General features: G+C 40.2%; 25 protein-coding genes. 8 read left to right on the top strand and 17 right to left on the bottom strand.

From position 1 onward, the window contains the following. The first annotated feature begins 340 nt into the window (after positions 1-340). Both ACQYAD_RS10310 and ACQYAD_RS10305 read left to right on the top strand, forming a co-directional pair. A complete protein-coding gene (locus ACQYAD_RS10310) occupies positions 341-703 on the top strand; it encodes a hypothetical protein (protein WP_430237895.1) in 363 nt (120 codons plus the stop codon). Between the two features lie 92 nt (positions 704-795). Then, positions 796-1389, top strand: a complete 594-nt coding sequence (locus ACQYAD_RS10305; protein ID WP_430237893.1) for a hypothetical protein — start codon at positions 796-798, stop codon at positions 1387-1389. Between the two features lie 153 nt (positions 1390-1542). Here the strand turns inward: ACQYAD_RS10305 and cydC are convergent, their stop codons facing one another. The 5 genes from cydC to ACQYAD_RS10280 all read right to left on the bottom strand — a co-directional run bounded on the left by cydC (position 1543) and on the right by ACQYAD_RS10280 (position 7982). After that, complete coding sequence (gene cydC / locus ACQYAD_RS10300) at positions 1543-3270, bottom strand: thiol reductant ABC exporter subunit CydC (protein WP_430237892.1); 1728 nt, start codon at positions 3268-3270, stop codon at positions 1543-1545. Further along, the gene (gene cydD / locus ACQYAD_RS10295) at positions 3267-4985 is read right to left on the bottom strand and encodes a thiol reductant ABC exporter subunit CydD (protein ID WP_430237891.1); all 1719 of its coding nucleotides are present in this window, start codon (positions 4983-4985) and stop codon (positions 3267-3269) included. Before cydD ends, cydC begins: the two co-directional genes overlap by 4 nt. Next, positions 4985-5998: a cytochrome d ubiquinol oxidase subunit II gene (gene cydB, locus ACQYAD_RS10290; RefSeq protein WP_430237889.1), complete on the bottom strand. Its 1014-nt coding sequence runs from the start codon at positions 5996-5998 to the stop codon at positions 4985-4987. Before cydB ends, cydD begins: the two co-directional genes overlap by 1 nt. A gap of 1 nt (position 5999) precedes the next feature. Continuing rightward, the gene (locus tag ACQYAD_RS10285; protein WP_430237887.1) at positions 6000-7406 is read right to left on the bottom strand and encodes a cytochrome ubiquinol oxidase subunit I; all 1407 of its coding nucleotides are present in this window, start codon (positions 7404-7406) and stop codon (positions 6000-6002) included. Positions 7407-7694: 288 nt separating this feature from the next. Then, positions 7695-7982, bottom strand: a complete 288-nt coding sequence (locus ACQYAD_RS10280; protein WP_430237886.1) for a hypothetical protein — start codon at positions 7980-7982, stop codon at positions 7695-7697. 291 nt (positions 7983-8273) lie between these two features. On the opposite strand from ACQYAD_RS10280, the gene cspD reads away from it, so the two are divergent. Further along, positions 8274-8474, top strand: coding sequence for a cold-shock protein CspD (gene cspD, locus ACQYAD_RS10275; protein WP_256234034.1), 201 nt, complete (start codon positions 8274-8276; stop codon positions 8472-8474). A gap of 47 nt (positions 8475-8521) precedes the next feature. On the opposite strand, the gene ACQYAD_RS10270 is transcribed toward cspD, so the two are convergent. Both ACQYAD_RS10270 and ACQYAD_RS10265 read right to left on the bottom strand, forming a co-directional pair. After that, positions 8522-8707 (bottom strand): zinc-finger domain-containing protein, encoded by a 186-nt coding sequence (locus tag ACQYAD_RS10270; protein ID WP_430237885.1) that lies wholly within the window; start codon positions 8705-8707, stop codon positions 8522-8524. 25 nt (positions 8708-8732) lie between these two features. After that, positions 8733-9389, bottom strand: coding sequence for a reverse transcriptase-like protein (locus ACQYAD_RS10265; RefSeq protein WP_430237883.1), 657 nt, complete (start codon positions 9387-9389; stop codon positions 8733-8735). Between the two features lie 117 nt (positions 9390-9506). Here ACQYAD_RS10265 and ACQYAD_RS10260 point away from each other — a divergent pair, with 117 nt between their 5' ends. After that, entirely contained in the window at positions 9507-9905 is a 399-nt protein-coding gene (locus tag ACQYAD_RS10260) for a reverse transcriptase-like protein (RefSeq protein WP_430237882.1), read from the top strand. A 7-nt stretch (positions 9906-9912) separates the two neighbouring features. Next, the gene (locus ACQYAD_RS10255) at positions 9913-10839 is read left to right on the top strand and encodes a DMT family transporter (RefSeq protein WP_430237881.1); all 927 of its coding nucleotides are present in this window, start codon (positions 9913-9915) and stop codon (positions 10837-10839) included. A 16-nt stretch (positions 10840-10855) separates the two neighbouring features. Here ACQYAD_RS10255 and ACQYAD_RS10250 read toward each other — a convergent pair whose 3' ends face one another. Both ACQYAD_RS10250 and ACQYAD_RS10245 read right to left on the bottom strand, forming a co-directional pair. After that, complete coding sequence (locus tag ACQYAD_RS10250; protein WP_430237880.1) at positions 10856-11125, bottom strand: DUF6123 family protein; 270 nt, start codon at positions 11123-11125, stop codon at positions 10856-10858. A gap of 38 nt (positions 11126-11163) precedes the next feature. Then, positions 11164-11658, bottom strand: a complete 495-nt coding sequence (locus ACQYAD_RS10245; RefSeq protein WP_430237877.1) for a divergent PAP2 family protein — start codon at positions 11656-11658, stop codon at positions 11164-11166. Between the two features lie 83 nt (positions 11659-11741). Between ACQYAD_RS10245 and sspL the strand changes: the two genes are divergently transcribed. Beyond that, positions 11742-11879: a small, acid-soluble spore protein L gene (gene sspL / locus ACQYAD_RS10240; protein ID WP_430237875.1), complete on the top strand. Its 138-nt coding sequence runs from the start codon at positions 11742-11744 to the stop codon at positions 11877-11879. An 84-nt stretch (positions 11880-11963) separates the two neighbouring features. Here the strand turns inward: sspL and ACQYAD_RS10235 are convergent, their stop codons facing one another. The 3 genes from ACQYAD_RS10235 to ACQYAD_RS10225 form a co-directional block, all read right to left on the bottom strand. Further along, positions 11964-12896 carry a 5'-3' exonuclease gene (locus ACQYAD_RS10235; RefSeq protein ID WP_430238777.1) on the bottom strand — a complete coding sequence of 311 codons (933 nt, stop codon included), beginning with the start codon at positions 12894-12896 and terminating at the stop codon, positions 11964-11966. Positions 12897-12968: 72 nt separating this feature from the next. Further along, positions 12969-13799, bottom strand: coding sequence for a sulfurtransferase (locus tag ACQYAD_RS10230; RefSeq protein WP_430237874.1), 831 nt, complete (start codon positions 13797-13799; stop codon positions 12969-12971). A gap of 19 nt (positions 13800-13818) precedes the next feature. Then, entirely contained in the window at positions 13819-17481 is a 3663-nt protein-coding gene (locus ACQYAD_RS10225; RefSeq protein WP_430237872.1) for a dynamin family protein, read from the bottom strand. Positions 17482-18516: 1035 nt separating this feature from the next. On the opposite strand from ACQYAD_RS10225, the gene ACQYAD_RS10220 reads away from it, so the two are divergent. Further along, the gene (locus ACQYAD_RS10220) at positions 18517-18666 is read left to right on the top strand and encodes a cytochrome c oxidase subunit 2A (protein WP_430237871.1); all 150 of its coding nucleotides are present in this window, start codon (positions 18517-18519) and stop codon (positions 18664-18666) included. Positions 18667-18856: 190 nt separating this feature from the next. On the opposite strand, the gene ACQYAD_RS10215 is transcribed toward ACQYAD_RS10220, so the two are convergent. The 4 genes from ACQYAD_RS10215 to ACQYAD_RS10200 all read right to left on the bottom strand — a co-directional run bounded on the left by ACQYAD_RS10215 (position 18857) and on the right by ACQYAD_RS10200 (position 23662). Then, positions 18857-20362, bottom strand: coding sequence for a carboxypeptidase M32 (locus ACQYAD_RS10215; protein WP_430237870.1), 1506 nt, complete (start codon positions 20360-20362; stop codon positions 18857-18859). Between the two features lie 111 nt (positions 20363-20473). Further along, positions 20474-21847 (bottom strand): amidase, encoded by a 1374-nt coding sequence (locus ACQYAD_RS10210; RefSeq protein WP_430237868.1) that lies wholly within the window; start codon positions 21845-21847, stop codon positions 20474-20476. Further along, positions 21847-23175 carry an MFS transporter gene (locus ACQYAD_RS10205; RefSeq protein WP_430237866.1) on the bottom strand — a complete coding sequence of 443 codons (1329 nt, stop codon included), beginning with the start codon at positions 23173-23175 and terminating at the stop codon, positions 21847-21849. The genes ACQYAD_RS10210 and ACQYAD_RS10205 overlap by 1 nt, the downstream gene beginning before the upstream one ends. Before the next feature lie 253 nt (positions 23176-23428). Next, positions 23429-23662, bottom strand: a complete 234-nt coding sequence (locus tag ACQYAD_RS10200) for a DUF2249 domain-containing protein (RefSeq protein ID WP_430237864.1) — start codon at positions 23660-23662, stop codon at positions 23429-23431. A gap of 187 nt (positions 23663-23849) precedes the next feature. Between ACQYAD_RS10200 and ACQYAD_RS10195 the strand changes: the two genes are divergently transcribed. Then, positions 23850-24002 (top strand): hypothetical protein, encoded by a 153-nt coding sequence (locus tag ACQYAD_RS10195; protein ID WP_430237861.1) that lies wholly within the window; start codon positions 23850-23852, stop codon positions 24000-24002. Between the two features lie 18 nt (positions 24003-24020). On the opposite strand, the gene ACQYAD_RS10190 is transcribed toward ACQYAD_RS10195, so the two are convergent. Next, positions 24021-26351, bottom strand: a complete 2331-nt coding sequence (locus tag ACQYAD_RS10190; protein ID WP_430238776.1) for a nitric-oxide reductase large subunit — start codon at positions 26349-26351, stop codon at positions 24021-24023. Between the last annotated feature and the right edge of the window lie 59 nt (positions 26352-26410).

The raw sequence follows: 26410 nt of genomic DNA, 5'->3' as shown, positions 1-26410 counted from the left end.
TGTGCTATCTTGTAGAAAAGAAGCTGTTTCATTTTTGAACATGTGTACTGTCTTCTCTCAGTTGTACGTTCACGCTTTCCTTTTTGGTTTTTGGGCTATCAAGTAGGGATGTATTCAACATCGAGTGAAACCATTTGAATGTCATCCTATTTCTCATTCTGCTACATTCTCAGTTGTTTGTGTCTAAAAATTTGGTTGAAGTCCATCCAAATTATCATAGGTGGATGGCGGTTTTGTGGTTTATAAAAACACAAAATATTCCGTTTTTTTGGAATAAATATAGTTCTTAGGAATAGATTTTTTGTATGATTTCTATTTTTTGTAAAGGAGTGGATGGGAAATGAAAAAATTATTCGTGTTGTTTAGTAGTCTATTACTAATTTTAGGATTACAAATTCCGATTTACGCCAACGCCAAAGTTTTTAATAAGATTCAGGCTCAAACAAAAGATTCCTCTTGGAAAAAAAGGAAAAAAATGATTGAGAAAGCTATGATTGAGGCCTACACTAAACGTAATGATAACGACGTTATCCAAAAATTACAAAAACTAGGAGTTGAATATTTAGGTTCAACCGTTGAAACTTCTCCTATTAATTATAACACAAGTACCAATAATTTCATCACTCCATTAAGCTATGGTAGCAACGTTACACTATCACTTTCATATTATTGGGATAGATTTTCCGCTTGGCCAGAAAATTAAAGAAAAGTAAAATAAAGTAATTAGATAGTTTTTTCAGTATCTAATTACTTTATTTTTTATTAAAAATTTACACTCTATGGAGGAATATGAATTTGCAAAAATTTCTATTGATTTTTTTGGGTTCTTTTCTTATATTCGGTATATTTTTTTGGTCTTTATTATCTCCATCTATTTCAGAGGATGATGTACAACTGACTAATGATATAAAAATAATTTCTACCTCAGGGCAGTCAGATAAAAACCAAGTTGATAAACTAGAGGTAAGTATCCTTCTTAAAAACAAGTCATCAAAACCTTTATTTAACAAAAAAAAAGATTATTTATATACGGTTTATCTTTATAACCCATCTAGCTACAGATTTTTAAAGATTGAATATGCTAACCAATTAAACCCAAAAGAACTTTTATTAGGTTCTGATTCACGCACTAAAAAACGGGTGATTAAAGATTTAAAAAATGCAAACATTCCTATATCATATAAGAATGGTATAGTTGAAACACCTGGTTTTATGTATTTGGGGAGAGCGCCTCAAATTTCAATGGAGTATTATTTTATTCAGAAACAAAAAGTTGTTAGGAACGACAATTTTTATGTAGTTTTTTCTTTCTACCAAAAAAAGTATGGAAAAAACTTGAGCTGGTCAAAGATTTATACTGTAGAAGTAACAAAAAATGAAAGTGATTAGGATGGCCTTCGAACAACGGACATCCTTTTTAGGTTAGTGTTAGAGAAGGATTTACCAAGTTGCGGGATTTTTTTGAGGGAGAGAGAACTACAAAAATTAAATAAAAGGGCAAAAAACAAGTCCGGAAAAACGCCGGGCTTGCTACAAAAGTCGTTAAAACGGCCGATCTAACTGATAAAGTCTCCGGTAGCGCTCTACTTTTTCGATCAACTGCCTGTGTGTACCTTGCATTGTGATCAAGCCGCGGTCAATGAATAGAATGCGATCCATTTTGGACATTCCGGCAAGGTGATGGGTCACCCAAATAATCGTTTTTCCTTTCAACGCTGCAAAAATCGTCTCGAGCAATTTTTGTTCCATTAGTGGATCCAGTCCAACTGTTGGTTCATCCATAATGACCACCGGCGTATTTTGCAGCAAAATTCGGGCAAGCGCAATTCTTTGCCGCTCACCACCAGAAAACCGCCCTCCAGTTTCGTGCATATTTGTTTCATAGCCATTTGGCAAACTTTCAATAAGTTCATGAATCTGGGCTTGTTTTGCGGCCAGATAAACTTCTTCATCCGTTGCATCAGGCCTGCCAAGCCGAATGTTGTTTAATACAGTTGTATTGAACAAATACGGTTTTTGATTCAATATGGAGATGATTTCAGGAATGAACGATTCTATTTCATCTGCTCTGATGCCATTCAAAAGGACTTCACCACTTTTAGGAGAAAGAACCCCTTGGAGCAATTTTAACAATGTAGATTTCCCCGAACCACTCGGCCCGAGAATCGCTATTTTTTCCCCTTGATTTACCTCAAGGTTAAAATCTCTTATCAGTGATGCCTCTCCCGGATAGGCAAACGTGATATTTGCAAACCGAATTGAAATATTGGAAAATTCTTCAAAGGATGCCACAGACGATTGTGTCGCACTCGGCGAATTTTTAGATTCGATAGAAGTTAAATGGTCCACAGACTCTTTATAGGATGAAACCTCACTCACTGCACCAGAAAGCGGCAAAAACGATTCAAGTAAAGACATCATTACAAGGCCCACAGCTGCAATAAAGGTAGCCGGAAATTCTCCAGCTTGCGTCTGGCTGCTCGCCCAGTAAACCGCTAAAATGACAACAATTCCCAGAACAGCTTGACTAAAAAACTCGCGCCAGTTGATAAAGGATTGTTTTATCACATCAATTTGCTGCCATTCCTGCTCGTTTTTTTCATACTTTGCGATCAAATCCGGGTATTTACCGCTGAAAACCCAGTCGCTCATTCCAAACACCGCATCGGTTAACTGCCGGTACAGCATGCTTTTCCTCTGCTTTAACTGTTCGTTTTTTGCTTTCAAATAAACAAAAGAAAGAAGCGGGCCAACCAAAACAAGCAATCCGATCAACACGCCGAGCAAGATGGCAAATGGAATGGAGAAAGCTCCTGCAAGAACAATGATGATAACATAGACAACAAGCGAGACCACAGATGGAATCAAGGTTTTTAAATAAAAATCCTGTAAGTGCTCGATATCATCTGCTAAAACACCCAGCAGGTCGCCAGTCGCAAACCGCTCCCTTAGAAAAATCGCCTGTGGTTCAAGAATTTTATAGAGCCGGGTGCGCATTTCAGAGAGAATTTTTAAGATAAATTGATGGCCAGTCAACCTTTCAATATAGCTTATAACCGCTCTGCCAATCCCAAATGTACGAACGCCGACAATTGGAACGTATACCATTAAGATCGACTCCGGCCGGGTTGCTGCTTTTGAAATTAAATATCCGGAAGTAAACATCAAACCAGCGCCAAACAGGACGGTAAGGGCGCCAAGTGAAATGGCTAGCAAAAATAAGCCTCGATATTGTTTGAGGTATGGAAAAATCCATTGATCTTTATTCACTGCAGGCCCTCCTTTTGCGCCATAACTAATCGAAAATAATAACCTTTTTTATTCATTAATTGCTCATGGTTTCCTGTCTCAACCAATCTCCCTTGATCAAGGACAAGAATTTGATCCATATCCCTCATCCAGTGCAGCCGGTGGGTCGCAAGAAAAACAAGCTTTCCCTCGAAAAGAAGAAGCATCGTTTCTTTCAGGTCCGCTTCCGTTTCAATATCTAAATGGGCGGTCGGCTCATCAAGCAAAAGGATGGGACGATTTCCCAAAAACGCCCGGGCAAGGGCAATCCGCTGTTCTTGTCCACCGCTGATCGTGCGTCCGCCTTCTCCAATCGTCGTTTCCAATCCATTTGGAAGTTCCTCAATCAGCTTATGAAGTCCCGCGGCTCGAACCGCATTTTCCACTTCACTTTGAGCTGCTTCAGGATGATAAAAGCGGATGTTGTTCAGAATGGTATCATGGAACAAATACGGATGCTGCGGGATGTATGTCAGCTGCCTGTGCCAATCATTCTGTGATAGAGAAGACAGTTTTTTTCCGTCGATAAGAATTTCTCCTTTAAAAGGAGACAAAAATCCGGCCAGTAAATCGATCATTGTTGATTTTCCGGCACCGCTTGCACCGATAATCCCAATTTTCTTTATGCCTGCAAGTGAAAATTGCAGGTCAAACAATCCTGATTCAGTTTTATCTTCATAATGAAAACTCACGTTATTCACTGTTAACATGCTCGTTGCATTCCATTGCGGAAGTGACTCAGATTGTTGTTCAGCTGAATTTTTATTCACGATCTCCTGAATTTTCCTACCAGCTTCTTTGCCATCCAATGTGGCGTGATAATCGGCTCCGACTTCCCGAATCGGCAAAAAGAACTCCGGTGCAAGGATCAAAATGGTTAGTGCCGGTTTCAGATCCATTGTTCCATTGATCAACCCCATCCCAAGGAACACTGCAACCGTTGCAATTGAGAGCATCGTAAAAAAGTCTAGCGCAAAAGTCGATAAAAATGCTACCCTTAATGTAGCCATTGTTGCATGCCGGTAGTGCTCACTGACAAGGCTGATTTTTTCGCTATGCTTTCGGCTAAGCCCTAAATATTTTAATGTTTCAAGTCCTCTTAACGAATCGACAAAATGGTTGGAAAGCATTTGATAGGATTGATATTGGCGATCCGCTTTGCTGCGGGCCGCCAATCCAAGCAAAATCATAAAGATAATTAAAATAGGAAAAGCAAGAATTAAGATAACCGCAGACCTTACATTTTCAAAAAAGATAAAGATGACCACCATCGCCGGAATAAAGGTCATGTTCATCAATTTTGGCAAAAATAGCTCGAGATAGCGGCGAAATTTCATGGTACCTTCCAAAATTAATGTGACTGTTTGCCCGGTGCCTTCTTCCCTCACAAACCGCGGACCCAACTGGAATAATTTATTAATTACCGATTTTCTAAGATTCACACTCGTTTTAACCGCAAATTGATATGCAAGCTTTTTTTTCAAAAAAGTCATGGCCTGACGGGATATAAGGGCAAGAAAAAAAATGGCTATTTTTTCAAAAGTATGACGAAACAAATCTCCCCCAAAGAGGGAGGAGATTGAATCTGCCAAGAAATAGGCTTGAATGATAATCATCACAGCTTGAATAGCCGTTAAAACTGCAAGCAAAACAAGTACTGGTTTGATTCCCTTGTATGAGAATAATGATTTATCCATCAGTACGTTAAATGCTCCTTGTCTGTCACGCGTTTTCTAAAAACATAGTAGCTCCAAATCGTGTACCCTAATACAAACGGTAAGATCGTCAATGCAACAATGGTCATCACTTTTAGTGAGTATCCACCGCTAGATGCATTATAAACGGTTAGATCATACGCTTTGCTGATGGAGCTGATCATCACCCTTGGGAATAGACCGACGAAAATGGCTGATACGGTAAACACTAATCCAAGACCGGACATCGTAAACGCCAGTCCTTCACGTTTTTGCGATATAAACGCAAAGCTAAGTACATACGACACTACAATCAGTGCAACAAGAATGAGTTCAGGTACGCGGCGAACCTCAAAAATATCTGTCATCGACCACGACAAAATCACAAAAACGACAAGTGAGCCAAGAACAGCAAAGACGACTTTTTTCGCTAATGCAGCTGAACGTTTGCGAAGATCGCCATCTGTTTTCAACGTTAAAAAATTTAAACCGTGCAGGAACGTTAGTAATGTAACAGTCAGTCCGCCCCATATCGAATAGATATTGATAAAGTCGGAAAACCCGGCTGCCATGTTCATATCTTTTTCAATTGGCATTCCTTTTAACATGCTTGTAAAGAGAACACCTAATAGGAACGGAGGCAACAGGCTGCCGAAAAAGATCGTCCAGTCCCAAATATTCGTCCAGCTCGAGTTTGCAACCTTGCTGCGAAATTCAAATGATACACCTCGGCCAATTAAACACAGTAAGACCGCAAGCAATGGGATATAGTAACCGCTGAACATGGTTGCATACCAATGTGGGAAAGCAGCAAAAATTGCACCCCCGCCAGTTAGCAGCCATACTTCATTCGCATCCCAGAAAGGCCCGATGGCATTGACCATGACGGATCGTTCCGTCTGATTGCGGGCTAAAAATCTTGTTGACATCCCGACACCAAAATCAAAACCTTCCAGGAAGAAAAAACCAATAAATACTACGGCAATTAAGACAAACCATAATTCGTTTAATTGCATTTTAGGCACCTACCTTATTGAACGGATCTGCGGAAATCGGACTTTCAATGCCTTGATGGGCCCCAGGGCCTTTTTTAATTTCACGAACCATCAAATAGACCATCACGGTTGCCAGAATCGTAAAAATCAAGACATACATAATAATTGAAAACAGCACGGTACCTGCGGAAACGTTCGGCGAAACGGAGTCAGCTGTTGTCATTAGGCCAAAAACAGTCCAAGGCTGGCGGCCGACTTCCGTCATGATCCACCCAAATGTATTTGCAAGGAATGGGAATGAAATCGCCGGAACTAAAAATTTCAAGAAAGTCTTGCTTTGTTCCAATTTTTCTTTTTTCCAAAGGAAAAGACCAATTATCGAGAGCAAAATCATCAAGGTTCCAAAGCCGATCATTAACCGGAAGCTCCAATAGGTTGTTTTAACCGGTGGAATGTAATTCGTATCTTTGCCGACTTTCGCATCATATTTTTGCGAATATTCCTTTTGCAATGTCTCCATACCTTTTAAGCCGCCTTCAAATTTCGAATAAGACAGAAAGCTTAATGCATACGGAATATTGATCTCAAATTTGTTTTCTTTTTTTGCCGAATCAATAATGGCAAACGCTGACCATGGAGCCGGGTCGGTAGTATCCTTCCAAATGGCTTCCGCCGCGGCCATCTTCATCGGCTGAGTTTTCACAAGATATTGTGCTTGACCATGGCCGCTTAATGCTGCTCCCAAGCTTCCAATCAAACCGATGACTAAAGCCATGTTTAATGATTTTTTATAAAATTCCATATGCCGTTTCTTCAATAGGTTATAGGCGCTGATTCCAGCTACAAAAAAGGCTCCTGTGCTTAGTGCCCCTGTTATAACATGTGGAAATTCGACCCATACTTGACCATTGGCAATTAAGGCCAAAAAATCATTCATTTCGGCTCGGCCATTCTTTAGCGCAAAGCCAACCGGATGTTGCATAAAAGAATTGGCTGTCAAAATCCAAAATCCTGATAGCATTGTTCCAATCGAAACAAGCCAAATGCTTGTTAAATGAACTTTTTTCGGCAAACGATCCCAGCCAAAAATCCATATCCCGATAAAAGTAGATTCCATAAAAAAGGCAAGCAATGCTTCAATCGCAAGCGGTGCACCGAATACATCCCCGACGAAACGGGAATAATCCGACCAGTTCATCCCGAATTGGAATTCTTGAATAATACCGGTGACAACACCGACGGCAAAATTGATTAAAAACAAATGCCCCCAGAATTTCGCCATTTTTTTGTAAATTTCATTATTCTTCACAACGTACAACGTTTGCATAAGTGCAACCATAAATACAAGGCCAATCGTAAGCGGAACAAAGAAGAAGTGATAAACTGTGGTCACAGCAAATTGAACTCTGGCCAAAAAAACTGGATCCATATGCATTTCCTCCTCGATAAATTTTTAACATTTTCCAATAAATCATGCTCGCAAATTCACAATAAAAAAACCTAACATTACTGCTGAAATACATAACAAAGCCGGCTTTTGAAAAAATGATGACAATAACAATTATTTATTTAAAATTGCTATTGTATCAAAATCTCAATATTATATTAGCAGACATTTATCACATTTCAGCTCCATTATTTTGTCTAATTTATGACATCTATAATGCAGGGGCTGTTGTTTGCCGCAACAAAAAACCCGCTCAACCATTTGAGCGGGTTAACAAGTTTTAAATAGTTTTAATGTAGGGTCTTGAATATACCAATGATCAATCGGAATAATGGTTGATACTGTTAAAATGAATGAAGGTACTTTTTCAACAATAAAAACAATGGCGCCGATTTTTTTATCAAGCATCATAAAAGCTTCGCCGTGTGAGTACGCCAGCAAGTCTTTTTCTATTTGAAGCAGGGAAGTTAAAATGGCTTGTTTCTCTTCTGCTCCTACTGAAATCTGGGGGGAAAACCTTAGTATCCATTCTTGACCCTCAATCGAAAATCGGTACATATACTCCTCCCTCAATCCGCCATGCATTGGTTATTAAAAAGTATGAGCATGAGGAAAATTTATGTTTAAAACAAAACTGATTTCAGACATTTTTTAATATTTGCAGATTTTGTGTTAAGATTAAGTGAAAAAACGCTTCCATTCCTTGACTGTCCCACTTTATTCATGTATATTAAAATCATCATGATACAGAAAAATCGTCGCAAGTCAATTGCCGGTAATGTCTGCACCATGACAATATTTAACGAAGACGCTAGTTGTGTCTTGATAGGCTTAGGAGGAAGAAGCATTATGCAAAACGGTAAAGTAAAATGGTTCAACAATGAAAAAGGCTACGGTTTTATTGAAGTCGAAGGTGGAGACGATGTATTCGTACACTTCAGCGCAATCCAAGGTGATGGCTTCAAGTCTTTAGAAGAAGGCCAAGAAGTTTCTTTTGAAATCGTTGAAGGTAACCGTGGACCACAAGCAGCAAACGTGGTAAAACTTTAATCCAAAATACAACTCAAAGGCTGGCAAACACTGCCAGCCTTTTTATTTTATGAAAGCTGTTTACCATATTCCTTTACTTTCTCCCCAACAGTGCACTGGGAAATGCAAAATCGATGGGCAGCCCTTTTTCCTTCCGATTTCCGCAAATAGTTATACAGGAAACACCCATCGCAATAGTGAGACATCATCGATTGCAGCGTCTCAAATACCTCGGTCCTGTTCTTTTCTTTCATTGTATATCGTTCCTTTCGATTTTCATTATAGCAATTGGGTTTTGGAAAAAATCTCTTTTCCTTCAAGTGCCTGACTTGCCAGTTTGTCAGCCTCTTTATTATCATTTCTTGGAATAACGGTATACCTTGGGTCAAGGCCAAGGTTTTTGATTTTCGCTTCAATTCGGTCAAGCCATTTATTCAATACATCTTCGTAGCATGGCCATTCCCCCTCAAGCTGTTTTAAAACAACTTGGGAATCTCCACGAAACTCACATGGTAAATGATGAACTTTTAGCTCTTCTAGAATGGAGAGAGCAAAATAGAGCGCAGCATATTCCGCTTCATTGTTTGTTTCCATTTCATCAATGCGCTGATTGGCGCGGATACGAAATTTCTTTTTCCCTTGTTTGAAAAAAATCACGGTCCCAAGTCCTGCCACAGCTGAATCTTTTTTAAATCCGCCATCAAAATAGACCAATAATTCATGCGGATCCTCTTCAATTTCATTCACCAGTTTTTTCATCTCTTTTAACGTCCACGTCGTTCCCATCTCGTCGGTGAATAATAGCTCGCCTGCTTTCCCTGCTTTCTCAATCTCTTCACCCGTCTGTATCGCCAGTTCTCCGGAAATGTATTCCGAAGTAAATGGCACTGTCCCTTTTCCTTTTACAGGATAGTTCCATTCTATTTTATATTTCATTTTCTTCAAACCTTTCTTTTCGATTCTATACTCTTATCATACCCATGCAAAGAGATTAGAAAAAATCATAAAAATTATGATAAAATTTTTGTAACAAATCAAATGGAGGAACTAAAATTGATCGAAGTTTATATTGACGGGGCCAGTGCCGGCAATCCAGGGCCAAGCGGTGCAGGGATCTTTATCAAAGGCCAAGGAATCCATGAAAAACATGCAATTCCGCTCGGGGTAATATCAAACCACGAAGCGGAATTCCATGCATTGATTAAAGCCCTTGAGATTTGCCTTGAAAACAACTACAAAGCGGTTTCCTTTCGAACCGATTCCGAGTTAGTCAACCGGGCCGTAGAAAAGGAATTTGCAAAAAACAAGCAATTTGCCCCCTTGCTCGACAACGCTCTTCTGCTTTCAAAAAGGTTTGAGCTTTTTTTTATGAAATGGATCCCAAGCCGCGAAAACAAAGTAGCGGATGAGCTCGCGCGTAAAGCAATCCGGGCAAATAAGTTGGAGGAATAATAAGTCCATGCACAAATCAATCATTGCCGACAGCAGTTTGTTATTTGTTACATTTATCTGGGGAACTACTTTTGTACTTGTACAAAATGCCATCAATACCGTTAATCCCCTTGCGTTTAACGGGATTCGTTTTTTGATGGCCGCAATCCTTTTATCCTTATGGTTACTTCTTTTTGAAAAAAAACAGCTAAGGCAGCTGAATAAGCATGCAATGTTGGCAGGCGGTTTTATCGGTTTTTGGCTTTTTTTAGGCTATGCAACCCAAACAATCGGGCTCCTTTACACGACCTCTTCCAAAGCAGGCTTTATTACTGGCCTAAGCGTTGTCCTTGTTCCATTGTTTTCAATGTTTTTTTTAAAACAGGCACTTGGCCGCAATGCACTTTTGGGCGTTATCATTGCAACAGCCGGACTTTTTTTGTTAACAGCTGCCGACTTTTCGCCGCTTAATACCGGGGACGTTTTAGTCTTTTTTTGCGCGATCAGCTTTGCGCTGCATATTGTTTTTACTGGTAAGTTTACGACCAATTATCCGACATTATTACTGACAGTCATTCAAATTGCCACCGTCGGTTTTCTCTCTTCGATCACATCTTTGTTCGTTGAAGATTGGCGAAATACGTTCCGATGGGAAGTGTTATTATCACAAAATGTTTATATTGCACTATTGATTACATCATTGTTTGCCACTGCGTTTGCGTTTTTGGCGCAAACGCGATTCCAAAAATATACTACGACAACACGGGTGGCGCTTATTTTTGCAATGGAGCCTGTTTTTGCGGCAGTAACCGGGTATGTATGGGCCAATGAACGTTTAACGACCGGAGCCCTGATCGGCTGCCTGTTAATTTTTGCAGGGATGATCTTTTCAGAAGTACCTGGCCCAAAATTTTCTTTTCCAAAAAAACAGTTAAAAAATAACTCCCTTTCTTAAAAAGGGAGTTATTTTGTTAAATTGGTAAAAGTTCTTTATCTTTTACAAACCGCAATGCGGCTTTTCGTGTATGAATGTTATTGGCTGTTAAGGTTTCAAGCAAGGCGATATAAAAACTGCCGTCAAAACCTTTTTGGGCTTTCAACGTCAGTTCGATAGCCGTATTCGTGATTTCATCCGATGCATTTGTATAGCGTTTACCAAAATAAATAAACCCAATCACATCTTCTTGAAAATGAAATCCCCGTCCTTTTAAGTCGAGCATGTATTGATCCACCGTCTGCACCCGGCTGTGTCATTCCTCTCTCCATAGTCTAAAAATCACTACTTAAATCTTACCTTATGGATGAGGCTTTTTCTATCTTTTTTTGTTATCAAGTGGCCGATGATACCAACAACAGAACCGAATAGAGCACCGCCGACCACTTCTTCCGGCTGATGACCAAGCATTTCTTTCAGCTTTTTTGGTGTTTCCTCTTTGAAAGGCACCGTCTCTTCTTTATGAATTTTTTCCAGCAGCTCATCCATGGAATTTACTTTCAGTGTCAGTTCGCCCGTTTGCCGGCGAATTCCTTGAGCATCATACATCACAATTAATCCATAAATAAGAGAGAGGGCAAAGTCAAAGGTTGGAAGACCGCGCTTTAAAGCGATATACGTCGTCAGGGTAGAAACCCCAGCCGAATGGGAACTTGGCATTCCGCCTGTTTCAAAAAAAGCTTGTGGACGCCATTCTTTCTTTTTCACATAATGGATCGGGATTTTTAGACCTTGGGCAAGAACAATACTTAAAAGGGCAAAATATACCCCTTTGTTCATCTCATTCACCTCTTTTTGAATGTTGTGAAGCCGGTGTTTTATTATTCCACTAGGAAACACTATTAAACGGAGGTGAGGATTAGATGAGTAAAAAGCATCACACGAATCGCGGTGTAAAGGCTCCTGGTGTGACGCCGCAAGGATATGGACAAGATGCGGAATTTGCCGAAGAGCCGAAAAGCAAATTAGAAAACGCAGCTAAAAAGAAAAACACAAAATAACGAATGTAACGTGACCTTGTCGTCACCAAAGACTGCGAAAGAAAAGGCTGCCGTTGACATGGATAGGCAGCCTTTTTAACAATATTATGAAACACTGGCAGCTTCCGCCGGAAGGATCCGATGAAGACCTCGCAATTCTAATTCTGAAAATTTGTTCAGTACATTTTCCTTAGAAAATTCCAGCTTGGCTTCTTCCAAGGTGCAGCTTACCGGAACATCGCATTTTATTTTTGCAAGTTCTCTTGAAAGATGAAGCATCTCCAAGTCTTGAGCAATCTTTGTTTTGTTTGCTTTTGACAAGAGATCTAAATTGGCAAGAATCCCTTCAATATGTTCAAATTCTTGGAGCAGCTTCAAAGCCGTTTTTTCGCCAATTCCTTTTACACCGGGGTAATTATCACTTGTATCCCCCATTAAGGCTTTTAAATCGATCATTTGCTTTGGAGAAATGCCCTTTTCTTCAAAAAAAGAATCAGGTGTGTGGACAAGATAGTTTCCGTATCCTTTTTTCAACAATGCAACCGAAATGGATTCGTCCACAAGCTGAAGGATGTCTTGATCTCCTGTTAAAATGGTCACTTTTGCAGTGTCCTTTGTCTGACGAGCGATTGTTCCAATACAATCATCTGCTTCAAACCCAGCAACCCCGATATTCGGAATATCAAATGAAGTGACAACTTCCTTAACCAGTTCAAACTGGGGCAAAAGCTCGACTGGCGGCTCTGATCGATTGGCTTTATATTCCGGATACAGCTCCATGCGGAAAGTTTTGCTTCCCATATCCCAACAAACGGCAACATGGGAAGGTTTGAACGAGACAATCGCCATCATTAGATGTTTGACAAAGCCATGGATTCCATTTGTTGGAATACCCTTTGAATTTATCATAAATTGGCCTGTTACCGCGGTTGCAAAAAATGCCCGAAATAACAATGCCATACCGTCAACAAGCATGAGAGTAGGCTTTTGATCTTGCAAGGAAAGATCCTCCTGTTTCGAAATGGTAGTTAAAAACATGTCCTTCATTATAACATATAGTGAAACTTCAATCAGTGAATAGTTATTTCCATTTTCCGTCAATTGCACAACTTACGGTTCAATTTTGTTATCATCATAGGAAATCCAGTCGCTAAAGCTGCCGGCATACAGCTTCACTGATGGATAACCGGCTTCTTTCAGAGCAAGAAAATTAGGACAAGCAGTTATACCCGAACCGCAATAGACGATGACTTTTTTTGCCGGGTCAATACCGGCAAACCGCTGCTTCTGAACATCTGCCGAATGATACAATCCATTCTCCAATCCTTTAAACCAAGGTTTATTTACCGCACCAGGGATATGGCCTGCCTTTTTATCAATCAGCTCTTCAATCCCCAAAAATCGTTTTTCCTCTCTTGAGTCAATCAATACACAATCCGTTCTTTTTCGATCTACAACTGCTTTCACCTCATTGATATCACTAAGCCAATCATGTTGAATGCTGACAGCAAAACGGCTCTTCACTGTTTCGGGAACCACAGTGGTTACTTCATACTTTTTCGCTTGCCAATTTTGAAAGCCCCCATCCAAAACATAAACGTTTTGATGACCGATGTATCCTAACAGCCACCAAAATCGGGCAGCAAAAGCACCATCGCCCTGATCATATGCAACAACGATTGTATTGTTATCAATCCCTGAGGCTTCCAACTTTTCAACCAGTGCATCGAGTGAAGGAAGCGGATGCCGTCCGCCATGCTTACCGGTTGGAGAAGACAAATCCTTCTCCAGATCAAAAAAGACAGCGCCAGGAAGATGCCCATTGTGATAGGAAGCTCTCCCAAACCTTGAGTCGCTTAAGGAAAAACGGCAATCAACGATTCGGACATTGCGGTCTTGCAAATGGTCTAACAGCCATTCACTGCTTACGATATACTTCATCATTACTCCCCCATTGGATTTATTTTTTCATTTGCAGGATTTGCTGAATTTCGATCAACCGGTCTAATGCAACTCCGCCGCCAAGTGTGGATTCCAGGCTTACATAAAAGCCTTCCACCTGTTGGGCAATCTCATCTGTTAGCCGGAGACTCTCTTTTGCCAACACATCCCGGTAATAATCGCTTAATCGTTCCAATTGGATTTTTAAATAGTCATCTGCCTGTGGGCCTAACTGATCGTAAATTTCGTCACTCATCCGTTTTTTCTCATTTTTTTCAAAAAAGGATTTAGGATTTTTGAAATAAGCCAGGGCTTTTGCAAAAATACGTTGATCAAGCTCCTCGAAAGCCGGTTCGAACAAGAGCTGCCCTTCATTTTTAAATTCAAACGCAGCCAATGACAAATCAGGATTGATTTCAGATAGCTTTCGACCAATCATTGCCTGAAAATCGGTTAATATTTTCTCAGCAAACCGATCCAATCGTATGGTTGTCGCTCTCATCTCCTGTGCAAAATCGAACCCGATGCTTTGAAGAAATTCATCTAATGCCTGGTTTAATGATTTTTTTAGATTTCTTCCATCATCCTTTAATACGGAAGGATTGAATGCTTCTTTAAAGAAATCCCCAAAACGGTAAAAGACACGCTGTTTCATATAGTACAAAAGTTCTTCGGCCTCTTGATCCAGCCGCATTCTTAACGTATCGGCCGATTGCCCGCTTAAAAGGGTGTGAATTTGCTGTTTTTCCCGTTCCAGTTTTAACTTTTCTTGCTGCTTTGCCGCCGCATCTTCCTTTGAACTTCGCACAAGCTTATCAACGAGCTTGATAACCCTGTTCAATTCAGCTACTGAGGCAGAAACAGCCATATTCGTCAAATCCTTTTCAATAAAGGTATAAAAAGCGTTCCGAAATGGCGGCATGCCCGAATTTGGGTCGGCAGCAGCCTTGTTGTTTTTCAGCGCAAGTAGGCTGGATAGTGAATAAAGATGGGGATTTCGAATCCCGTAGGCATTGAGCTGCCCGGAAACATACTGTTCAACCACTTCCTTTTCCTCGTCGTTTTCAGCAAGATCAATAGCATTGATGATGAAAAACATCTTATCGAGCTGAAACGAATCTTTCACACGGCCGAGCTGAATTAAAAATTCACGATCTGCTTTCGAAAACGCATGATTATAGTACGTTACAAATAAAATGGCGTCCGCGTTTTTAATATAATCAAACGATACACCGGTATGGCGGGCGTTGATTGAATCAGCCCCCGGTGTATCAACAAGAGTTATCCCTTTTCTTGTTAATTCACAATCAAAATACAATTCTATCAATTCAACAAAACACGATTTTTCTTCGTTAGCAACAAATTCGGCAAATTCATCTGCAGTTGTTTTATAGACCGTTCCAAGCTGTTTATCAAACGATCTAAATCCTTTTTTAAATGCCTGCAAAAAGGAGAGATGGGTCTTGTTTATACCATCCTCTAGGGATTCTGACGCAAGGCTGGTGTCAATCATTTCGAGTGCTTCTGAAAAAGAGGCCGCCTCCAGACCGAAAATTTTCAACGCGTGGTTCACATCCCCAAGCATCCCATCTGGAACTTTAAATTTAACCAGCACTGTGCCATGGGGATTTTCATCTGTTACCGGCATCACTTTATTGATGGCTGCTGTTGTTGGATTCGGTGAAACGGGCAAAACCTTTTCGCCCATTAATGCATTGGCAAACGACGATTTGCCGGCGCTGAAGGCTCCAAACAATGCGACGGTAAATCCCTTTTGCTCAAGCCTTGAGGCTTTTTCTGCCAATTCTTGTGCCGTCTTCTGAAAACCGGGAAGATCTTCAATCACCTTGGATACCATTTTCAATTCGTCAGCTACTTGCCGCAAACGATTGACAGATTGATTCGAAAGGCTGACAACTGCTTGCGGCATCAATGTCTTCGGATCCATTGTCCCGACTGAAGGATTCAATTGAATGGTTTCCTTTTCTCCTCCGTCAGCAACAATTTCAAACTCCTCTTCTTCCTCGACAAATAGCGGTTCATGCACAGTTCCTTCGATCGGGTTTGTTTGCTGTAAAAGTTCTTGCAGTTTCCTTTGTTCACCTTGCAACTCGATCTCTTGCTGTTCGATCTCTTGATAGGCAAGAAAATATCGTTCTGCCTCTTTAAACTTTTGAACAAAGCGCTTCGTTTGTTCTGTTTGCGTTTCAGTGAGAGCCTTCAGAAACGCCTCTTTTATCGGCGTTAATTGTTTTTTTACAGCTGCTTTAATTGCATCTGCTGCATCATTGCAATAGTGTAAAATATATTCCCCAGTTAGCCCGGCTCCCGGTTTTACTGCATTTATCAGCAATTCCGGCGGAAACGTTACAGTAAATGATTGGACAAGCATCGTTCGTTCCGGAGTATTCAACATAGCTTCTTTTAAAAACTGACCCAAGTATTCCCTAATATGCCATTCAATTTGCGACTTTGTTTTGGCAAGGATGTCCTGGTAAAAACGGTCAAGCCTTGCTTTAAGTTCCATGTCCGTTTTTTTCTTTGCAAAAAGAAATCCAACTTTAAACTCAGGCTGCCTTGCAGTTAAATAGGCTTCGGCCAATTCTCTCGTTTCAAATGGAAACAAATAAGCATTTTTCATAATTTTGCTAATCTCTTGGTCAAAAGTTTTTTCCGCTTCGTCCTTGTTTTCATTCTGCTGTTCCAGCTCGGTACGCAGTTGACGAAAAGTTTCCGGTATTTTTTCTTGTTCATCCTGGGGCAAGTGATTGAGAAATTCTTTTGTTGCTTGCAGCTTTTCTTCGACCCGGATGCGTTTTTGGTTCAAATGATCCACGGCAATTTTTTTCAATGACTGATCAATTGCCTGCAGCCAAAATTCGTCTTTAGCAGCGATTTTCCCTGTGATAAACCGCTGCAATTCGGAAAATTCATTCAAAGGATGGTCGTTTTTTTTCAGCGATGTGTAAAAAATACGCCCTGGTTTAACGCCCCATGCTGCAAATGAAGCCGCTGCCGTTTGCTTAAATTCAGTAAAGCGAATTTCTTCCTCCCGATGTTTGTCAATTTGGTTGATTACAAGACAGACCTCTTTACCTGCTTCCATTAATTCCTTTGTGAACAGGAAATTCAGCTCTGCTTGCACATGATTATAATCCATCACGTAAAAGATAAGGTCGGCAAGATGGAGGGCAGATTCCGTAGCAATCCGATGGGCATCATCGGCAGAATCAATCCCCGGTGTATCCATGATCGCCGTGTACACAGGCAAACTTGTCCTTGAATCGCTTATTTCGATCTCAGCGATTTGATCGCCATCTTTACAATAATTTTTTACTAAATTGTAATCATACGGTGCTAAATAAATACGCGGTTTTTCTGCTTTAAAATAGACCTTTGCGTAATCTTCTCCCGACTTTACCTTAACGAGATTGGCACTCGTCGGAATCGGGCTTGACGGCAGAATATCTGCACCAAGTATTTTATTGATCATTGTCGATTTGCCTGCAGAAAAATGACCGCAGAAAGCAATTGTAAACTCCTGTTTTAGCAGTTTTTTTGCCAGCTGCTTGATTTTATTGGCATTTTCCCCATCCATTTGTTTTTCCAAATAATCGTGTATATCCACTAGTTTTCGTTTTACTACTTCCTCGGTTACCGTTTGGCCTGCAATTCGAATCATCCTGATATTTCCCCTTATCCCTGTTTCGTATTAGTTCTATTTTAAACGATTATTCAACGTTTTCCCATCCTTACTGCACAGGTCAGACAAGATTTGTTCACATTTTGCCATTGACATACAAAAAGGCCAAAATCCAGAGAAGACTCTGGTTTTTGGCCTAGATGCAGCAAAGGATTGGAACAGTTTCGCCTTTTTAAAAATCATTTCACTTAAGGAACAATCCTTAATGCAAGATATGTTTTAATACGTGTTTCATGACAAATGCATAGACAATAACCGTTCCACCAACAAGCGCAAAAGTCACCCAGAACACCCCTTAACCGAATCATTATTGATAATGATTTTCATCGTTGCTATTAGTTTAACATAGAGCGATAATCATTTTCAATAAAGCCTTAGGAACTGTCACAATTCTTTAACATCTTTAGGACAAATTCGTTACATTTTATTATTTCCGCTTATTAACAATTATTATTCACAAAAAAAGCCTCCCTATATGACGGGAAGCAATGCGTTTTGAAGGTTTGTTGTTGTGCAGATCCATTATACTATTCATTTTTTCTGAAAACATTACAAAATCTTTTCCAGTGGAAAGTAGTTTCTTCCTTATTTAGTTTCTTTCTGGTTTTGGACTTCAATGATAATTTTGTTTTTCGCAAGTGATCCGCACACTTTGCACCATTCCTCTTTGTTATAAAGCAGCCGGCAAGAGTCACAATAATATTTTTCCATACGGCACACCACTTTCAGAAACATTTTTGCAGCATTTATCTATCTTACTATTTATATTTATCGAAAACAGATTAGGTGACAGTCCAATCTGTCTTCAGATCATTTTTAACCCCAGTCATGATCCAGTCCTTTCATTACATAAATGTTGCGATAATTCACAATATATTCACAATTTGTGGCATTCAATGTGAGTTTACTCACTGTTATCTTAAATTTTCACCATTACCATAGTAGTTAGATAATCGATTTATGAACTATAAGTTTTTTTCTGCTTTAAAAGATTTGGAAGGGAGCGTTAAGAGAATGGCGACTAGTGAATTGAAAACAAAACAAAAGGCAGAAATAGTAGATCAATCATCATTAAATAAATCATTGGCCTCTATTTTCTTTTTGGGGCTTTTCATCGTCATTTCGTGGCTTGCAGTTTATTTATTTTTCATTCATTTTCGTTAAACTATCGAATTGCCCAGCTACAAAAGAGTGAATAACAGTACATATACAAATTGAAAAGTTTTGATTTTCTACCCATTGTCTTTCAATAGCTATTAATATAAGCGTTTCCGAAGTGCCAATTTGGCTCAAAAGAATATAAAACATGGTAACTTAAAAAGGCTCCAGCAAAATGGGGAGCCTTTTTAAGTGGTTAGTTTTTCAATTGATATATTTCGCTGTACTTTTTGGATAAATACTCAATTAAATACCGGGCGTTTAAGCCTTCTCCAGTTACGTCCCGCACTATTTCGAGCGGCTTTTTCATTTTCCCGTATTGATGAATCTTTTTGTTTAGCCACTCTTTTATCGGGCTTAAATTTCCCTCTGCTAATAATTGATCAAAATTTGGCAGTTCGGAGAGCATTGTATGTTTAAATTGGGCAGCATACATATACCCTAGCGCATAGGATGGAAAATAGCCAAAGCTTCCGCCTGACCAGTGAACATCTTGCAACACACCGTCTGCATCATGTTCGGGGCGTAAGCCTAAATAGTTTTCGTACATTTCGTTCCAAATACCCGGCAAGTCCTTTACTTCGATTTCATCATTGAACAATCCTTTCTCGATCTCATAACGAATGATTATATGAAGCGGATACGTCAATTCATCGGCCTCGATCCGAATTAATGAAGGCTTTGATTCATTGATTGCCCAATAAAAATCTTCTAGTGCAACTTGTTCAAACTGCCCATTCGTGTACTTTTTCAAAAGCGGGTAATGATTTTTCCAAAAATGAAAATTCCGGCCAACGAAATTTTCATAGAAAAGAGACTGGGATTCATGAATTCCCATTGAGGTTCCGGCGCATAACGGCGTACCGATTAACTCCGGTGAAATATTTTGTTCATATATTGCATGTCCGCCCTCGTGAATCGTTCCAAAAATTGCGGTTCGGAAATCTTGCTCATCGTATCGTGTCGTTATCCGCACATCTCCCGGGTTTATTCCGGTTGCAAATGGGTGAACAGTAACATCCAATCTGCCAGCATCAAAATTAAATCCCATTTTTTTAAGAATTTCAATGCTGAATTGCCGCTGTTGGTCTTTTGGAAAATATTTAAACAAAAAATTGGTCTTAGGCTTATTTGCAGACTGAGATATTTGCTGTACAAGCGGGATCAGCTTCTCTTTCAATTCGCCGAAAACACGATCGAGAGTTTCTACCGTAATACCCGGTTCATACATGTCCAATAAGGTATTGTATTTATTCCCTTCGTATCCCCAATAGTGAATAAACCGTTTTGTCATCGCAACCAATTGTTCCAAATAGGGGCGAAACATTTCAAAATCGGATTTCGCTCTCGCCTCTTCCCAAACACTTTCTGCTTTTGACTGAAGGATCACATATTGTTTGTATTCTTCTGCGGGAATTTTTTTGTTGCGTTCATACTCTTTCCGGCATTCTTCAAGTGTCTTTCTTGCAATATCCGAAACCGCTTCCCCTGATAAATTGGCTATGTATGCCGCCATTTCTTCTGAAGTAGACATCTGAAATACTTCAGAAGATAACATTCCAATCACTTCTGATCTTTGATCGATCCCCTGCTTTGGCGCTCCAGTGCGAAGATCCCAATAAATAAGCGCAAGCGCCTCATTGTATGCAGACATTTTCTTGATGTAGTCAAAAAATTCTGTTTCCAATTGATTTACATTCATACGGATCCAATCCCTCCTTTGGCTTCCTCCATATTTTAGCATAATTTTCTAGCGAACTTTCAATTAAACAAAAAAAAGAGCCCTTAACGGCTCAATGTTGAAACCTAGTTCTTACATTTTTTCCTTTCCCTTCGATTGCTCCAATGCGTATCCGGCCTGGTAAAGAATTTCTTCGTTTCCATGTTTGGCAATCATCTGAATTCCAATCGGCAAGCCGCTTTTTGAAAAACCGCAAGGCATTGTTAAGGATGGATTTCCTGTATAGTTGGTTGGCGAAGTTAATCGTAACAATGCATGCCGGACAGATTCCTTTTCCCCGTTGATTTCTACTTCTCTTTGACCAATGTTTGTCGGCAGGATTGGAAGGGCAGGAACAACCAATATATCGACATCTTGAAAGACTACATTAAATTGATTGATTAATTGATTCTTTTTTATTTGTGCCTGAACATATTCATATCCCTTTACGTCCCTACTCGCGAGCAATCGTTCATATACCTCTTCATCCATTGCTTCTTTGTGTTGTTGGATTGTGTCAATATGGACTGCTGCAGCTTCCGCCTGAATCGTAATCGTTTGAGCTGCCGCAATTTCTTCCAAGCAACTGATCTCGACCGTTTTGCTGCTGACTCCCATAGTTTCAAATTGTTTCACACTGCTAGTTACCGCCGCAAAAACTTCTTTATCAATCTTATGATAGTAAAACGATGGAAGCCCGATCTTCAACCCTTTCAGTTCTTTCCCAATTAATGAAGCATAATCCTTTTGGGCAGTAGAAATTGAATAAGGATCTTTTGAATCAAAGCCGGCGATCGCATTCAAAACGACCGCGTTGTCTTTAATTGTATTTGTAATCGGGCCGACGTGATCTAGCGTGTAAGCCAAGTCAAAGACGCCTCTTTTACTGACAAGCCCAAACGTTGGCTTCATGCCAACAACACCGCAAGCAGCTGAAGGAATCCGAATCGAACCGCCAGTATCTGTTCCCAATGCCGCCATGACCATCCCGGAGGCAACGGCCGCAGCAGAACCGCTGCTTGACCCGCCCGAGATTTTATCCAAATTGTACGGGTTCCGGCATGGACCGAAGTAGGATCGGTCACCGATTGGACCATAGGCAAATTCATGAGTATTCGTTTTTCCGATGATAATGGCTCCGGCTTCCTTTAATTTTTCAACAACGGCTGCGTCAATATCCGGAACATAATCTTTAAACACTTTTGAGCCCATCGTTGTTCGAAGCTTCTTTGTGAAAATTAAATCCTTTAGCGCAATTGGAATCCCGTGCAGAATGCCTCTATATTTTCCACTTATTAACTCCTCTTCAAGCTTGATGGCCTCATGAATAGATTCCGCTTCAGAAACTGTAATAAACGAATTGTTTTTCGGATTTTCTTCGGCAATTTTAGCTAATGTTTTTTTTACGAGTTCAACAGGTGAGCATTCTCTTTTTCGAATAAGTTCTGACGTTGTGAGAACATCCATTAGCTGTTCACCTGTGCAGAAGCAAGATTTTCAGTGCTTGCTTTCTTTGCTCCCGGTTTAACGAAAGCCATTGCTAACATTCCAACTGCGGCGGCAATTCCTGCTGCTACAAACATGGAGGAATAGCCGAAGCTAACAACCAAGAATCCGGTTAATGTTGGAGCAATAATCGTTGCCGTGTTCGTAATGAAATGCGTAATCCCGCCAAAAGTACCAGCGCGTCCTGGCTCTGTGTCGATAATAACTGTCCAGTAAACTGAGTTTGGCAAAAAGTTAAAGGCATTGCCAATGAACATTAATGTCATCACACCAAAAATTGTTTGCTGAGTCGGAATAAGCAAAAAGCAAATGGCCGTTAATAATAATGAAACAACCGCTAGTCCCGCGCGCGCAATCCGCAGGCTGCCTGTTTTTAAACGGAGCATGTCTGAAATTTTCCCACCAAGTAGAACGGTAAAGACAGCGCCAATCCACGGGATCATTCCCAAGTACCAAAGGGAAGACAATTCGAAGTGGAACTGGTCCTGCAAATATTTTGGCGTCCATGTAAGCAGCAAAAAGTTTACGTATTGGAAAGCGAAGTAACCAATTGCATTGAACACCAATGTAGGATTTTTAAAGAAATAATACCATTTAACAGAATGATCCGTTTGGGTAATTAACTTTTCATCTGGCAATAAATCCTGTTCGGCACGAATTTTGGCAAGCTCTTCTTTTGAAACTTTCGGATGCTTTTCCGGAACATCTTTAAACATTTTTGCCCAACCGATAATCCATACCAATCCCAAGCTGCCAAGGATAATAAAAACCGTTTTCCAGTTCGCGATTGATAACAGTCCGACTGCAACTGGAGCTGTTAACAACGCCCCAAGCGGAGTTCCCAACAGTCCGACAGAAGCTGCAAAGCCGCGTTCCTTCGGCGTAGCCCAGTTTGCATTTGTTTTATTGATTGTTGAAAACGTCGGTCCTTCGGAAAACCCGAACAGGATACGGACAACAGCGAAACCGGCTAAAGCCGAACCGCCAAATAGCGCTTTTCCAATATCGCCTGCAAATGCAGTTAAAATAACAAAAACGGACCAGCTGATCCCAATGATAATCCAGACAAACTTCGGACCTTTTTTGTCTGAAAGGACACCGCCAAATAATGAACCAAATAAATAGCCGTAACCAAAGTATCCTAGCACTGCCCCCCAGGCGATGGTATCAAAACCAAATTCCCCGATAATTTGTTTTGAGCCATAGGAAATGGCTCCGCGGTCAATGTAATTGATAATAACCATGAGAACCATCATCAACATAATCTTATAACGATAGTTTTCCCGCATAATAAAATTCCTCCCCATTCTCGATGTAAACCCTTACAAATTTAAGTAAAACATTTTGCTTCCCCTTTTGTTGTTCTTCCCTTCTGTTTGACCGCCTCCTTCACAGAAAACATTACAACTATTCGAAATTTTTGTAAACAAAAAAACTCAGACAATAAAAAAACAACAGAAACATGTTCTGTTGCAAAATTGTGTAGGGGGAAAGGGAAGCTCCGATGGTTCGTCACGTTTATATTTTATTCGTTAATCTTGGTTATTTTTTGCCGATGGCAACCTTCCACGTTTCGGGACCTTCTTCAAGGTATTCCCATGTGAATTGATCGGTTCGTTCCATCATAAATTGATACTGAAGCGGACGAGGATCATGATCATTCACAATTTGAATCTTTTCCCCTGGTTTCAGTTCGTCAAAAGCGTTTAAAATTGTTGGGTGCTTTTCCCGTGGTGGATAATCCGGTACATTGATGACTTTTGCAAAAGTTTGCATCTTTTTCACTCCTTAAATAGTATCACTACTTCTTTTTTATTATATGAAAATGAATATCATTTACTAGTGAGTCACATCACACTCTTAAGATGATTTTGTTAATAGTAAGAAGTGATTGACAGCCGTGCTGCCAGCAATTAACATTAACTGTACTAATGGATGGAAAAATAATTAAAGGGGAATGGAAATGCGGGAATTGGTTGGATTGTGTTCAAAATGCGGGAAAGAACTCTTTTGCATGGACGGTTTTTTTAATGGCGTTCATACAGATGAACAAAAAATTCTTTGCTATGACTGCCTGGAACAAGAAGGGAAAGAAAATAAAAATCCGCAAAGCTAAGGCTTTGCGGATTTTTATCTATTCTTCGTCAACAGCCAAGTCTTTTACCGGCAGTTTTTCATTTTCATTATGTGTTGGTTTTCGTAAATTGAAAAGAGCTTTAACGGCAAAGACAAGCAAGGCGACAACACCAATTAAGAAAATCGTATCTGGAACAGCACGCCATGTTAATAAGTTTTGGACAATGCCTTGCTGTAAAAACGAGGCTGAGCGCGATGCTGCATATCCATTAAAATACGCTTCCTTGATTTGCAAAAATCCTGTCGGCAACAAGGCTACAAATACCATTCCGGCAAGACCGATGTTCAGCATGATACAGCTGAACTTAATCAATTTGTCGTTCCATGCCTCCGGTTTTACAATATTGCGAAGCGAATAGAGAAGAACAGCGATCGCAAACATACCATATACGCCCATCATTGAAGCGTGGCCATGTGTCGGCGTTAAAAATTGACCATGTTCAAAATAGCTAACTGCAGGCAGATTGATTAGGAATCCGAGCACTCCGGCACCAACAAGGTTCCAGATCGCTACAGAGATTAAAAACCAGAATGTGCCTTTATATGGGAAGTCGATTCCACCAGCACGCATCATTTTATAATGGTCATATGCTTCAAGAATTAACAAGGTTAACGGAATGACTTCTAATGCAGAAAATACCGCTCCCAAACCGATCCATACTTCTGCTGATCCATTATAGTAGTAGTGGTGGCCAATGCCGATAACACCGCTGCCGAGCAATAAGATCAATTGGAAGTACAAGGCCTTTATGGTCGATTTCTTTGTTACAAGCTTCATTTGAACCATTAAGAAACCAATGACCACAACGGCAAACACTTCAAAAATACCTTCAACCCATAGGTGAATAATCCACCAGCGCCAGTAATCAGCCATCGTAAAACTTGAATTTGGATTAATAAAGAACGCGAAAATATAGAAAAACGGAACCGCAATCGCAGAGTAGAACAATAGATGGATCAAGCCGCCTTTATCGTTCTCCCTCTTTAAGCCTGATTTAATGCCGCGATAGACAATGATTAACCAAATACCCATACCAATCGCAAGAATGTATTGCCATATTCTTCCGAGTTCTAAGTATTCCCATCCTTGGTTTCCGAGTAGGAACCAGTTGTTCCCTAAATATCCTTTTGCACCAAGCCATTCTCCAATTAAGCTTCCAACGACGAGAACGACTAACGCCCAAAACAAAATATCGACGAGCAAGCCTTGTTTCTTCGGTTCATGTCCACCCACAAGCGGTGCGACGTAAATCCCCATGCCCAGCCAAGCTGTAGCAATCCAGAAAATCGCCAGTTGCAAATGAAAGCCTTTTGTAATATTAAACGGTAGAATATCATTAATCCACTTAATCCCAAAGAAACTGTCCGGCTCAATGTAATAGTGGGCAAGCAATGCCCCAAACATGGATTGGACAAAGAATAGCGCTGCAACAATAACAAAATATTTACCAGCCTTTATTTGTGAGGAAGTAACCGGCAGCTTCCTTATATTGATTTGCGGAAATTCTCCTTCTTTATAAGCTTCTTGCATTCCAAGATGATATTTATAGAATACGAAAAGAATAATCCCTATTGCTAAGATTAAAATGGTAACACTTGCTCCGCTCCACCAAATGGCCGAGAAAGATAAGTTGTTTCCGGCATCCTGATAATATGGCCAGTTGTTGGTATACGTTATTTTATCCCCTTGACGAACAGTGCTTGAAAGCCATGCTGTCCAAAAGAAAAAGTCGGAGATTTGTTTGATTTGATCACCGCTGGCAACATAGGCCCGATTTTGGCTTGGCATATCTTTATCCTTAATAATGCCGGCCTTCAATCCCCAGCCATCGCCTTTTGTAAATACGCCTTTATAATACGCTCTTACTTTTTCAAGTCCATACGCCTGCGCATCTGTTAACTGAAGCGTATCCTTACTGCTGTCGTATCGGTTTTCACGCATTTCCTTGATAACATTGCTCCGAATTACGGCCTTTTCATCGTCATTTAAGGAAGAAAACGGTTTGTCGAACTTTTCTTTCGCCCGATAGTCCTGCATTCCTTCTGTATAAATCTTAAGCGCTTCGGCAGTATAATCAGGCCCCATATAGGAACCTTGGCCAAGTACAGTTCCGTAATCCATTAAACCATACTTTTGGAAAACAGCCTGGCCTCCCATAATGGTTTCTTTTGAGAAAAGCAAATCACCTTTCACATTTGTTACTTTTAGCGGTCTTGGCGCTTGCTCTTTAAAGATCCAATATCCGCCGCCAAGCAGTACGGTGAAGCTAATTAAAATCGTAAAAATTAAAATGGATTTTAATAGTGCATTCTTATTTGTCTTCACCATATTTTTTGTTGGAATTCCTGGTTGAATATCCAATTCCTACACCCCTTCCTGTTTGTTTA

It is taken from the genome of Neobacillus sp. SM06 (genome assembly GCF_050496765.1).
Taxonomy (GTDB): domain Bacteria; phylum Bacillota; class Bacilli; order Bacillales; family Cytobacillaceae; genus JAEVLT01.
The sequence above is the reverse complement of the archived record's forward strand: the minus strand, read 5'-3'. Positions and strand labels throughout refer to the sequence as shown.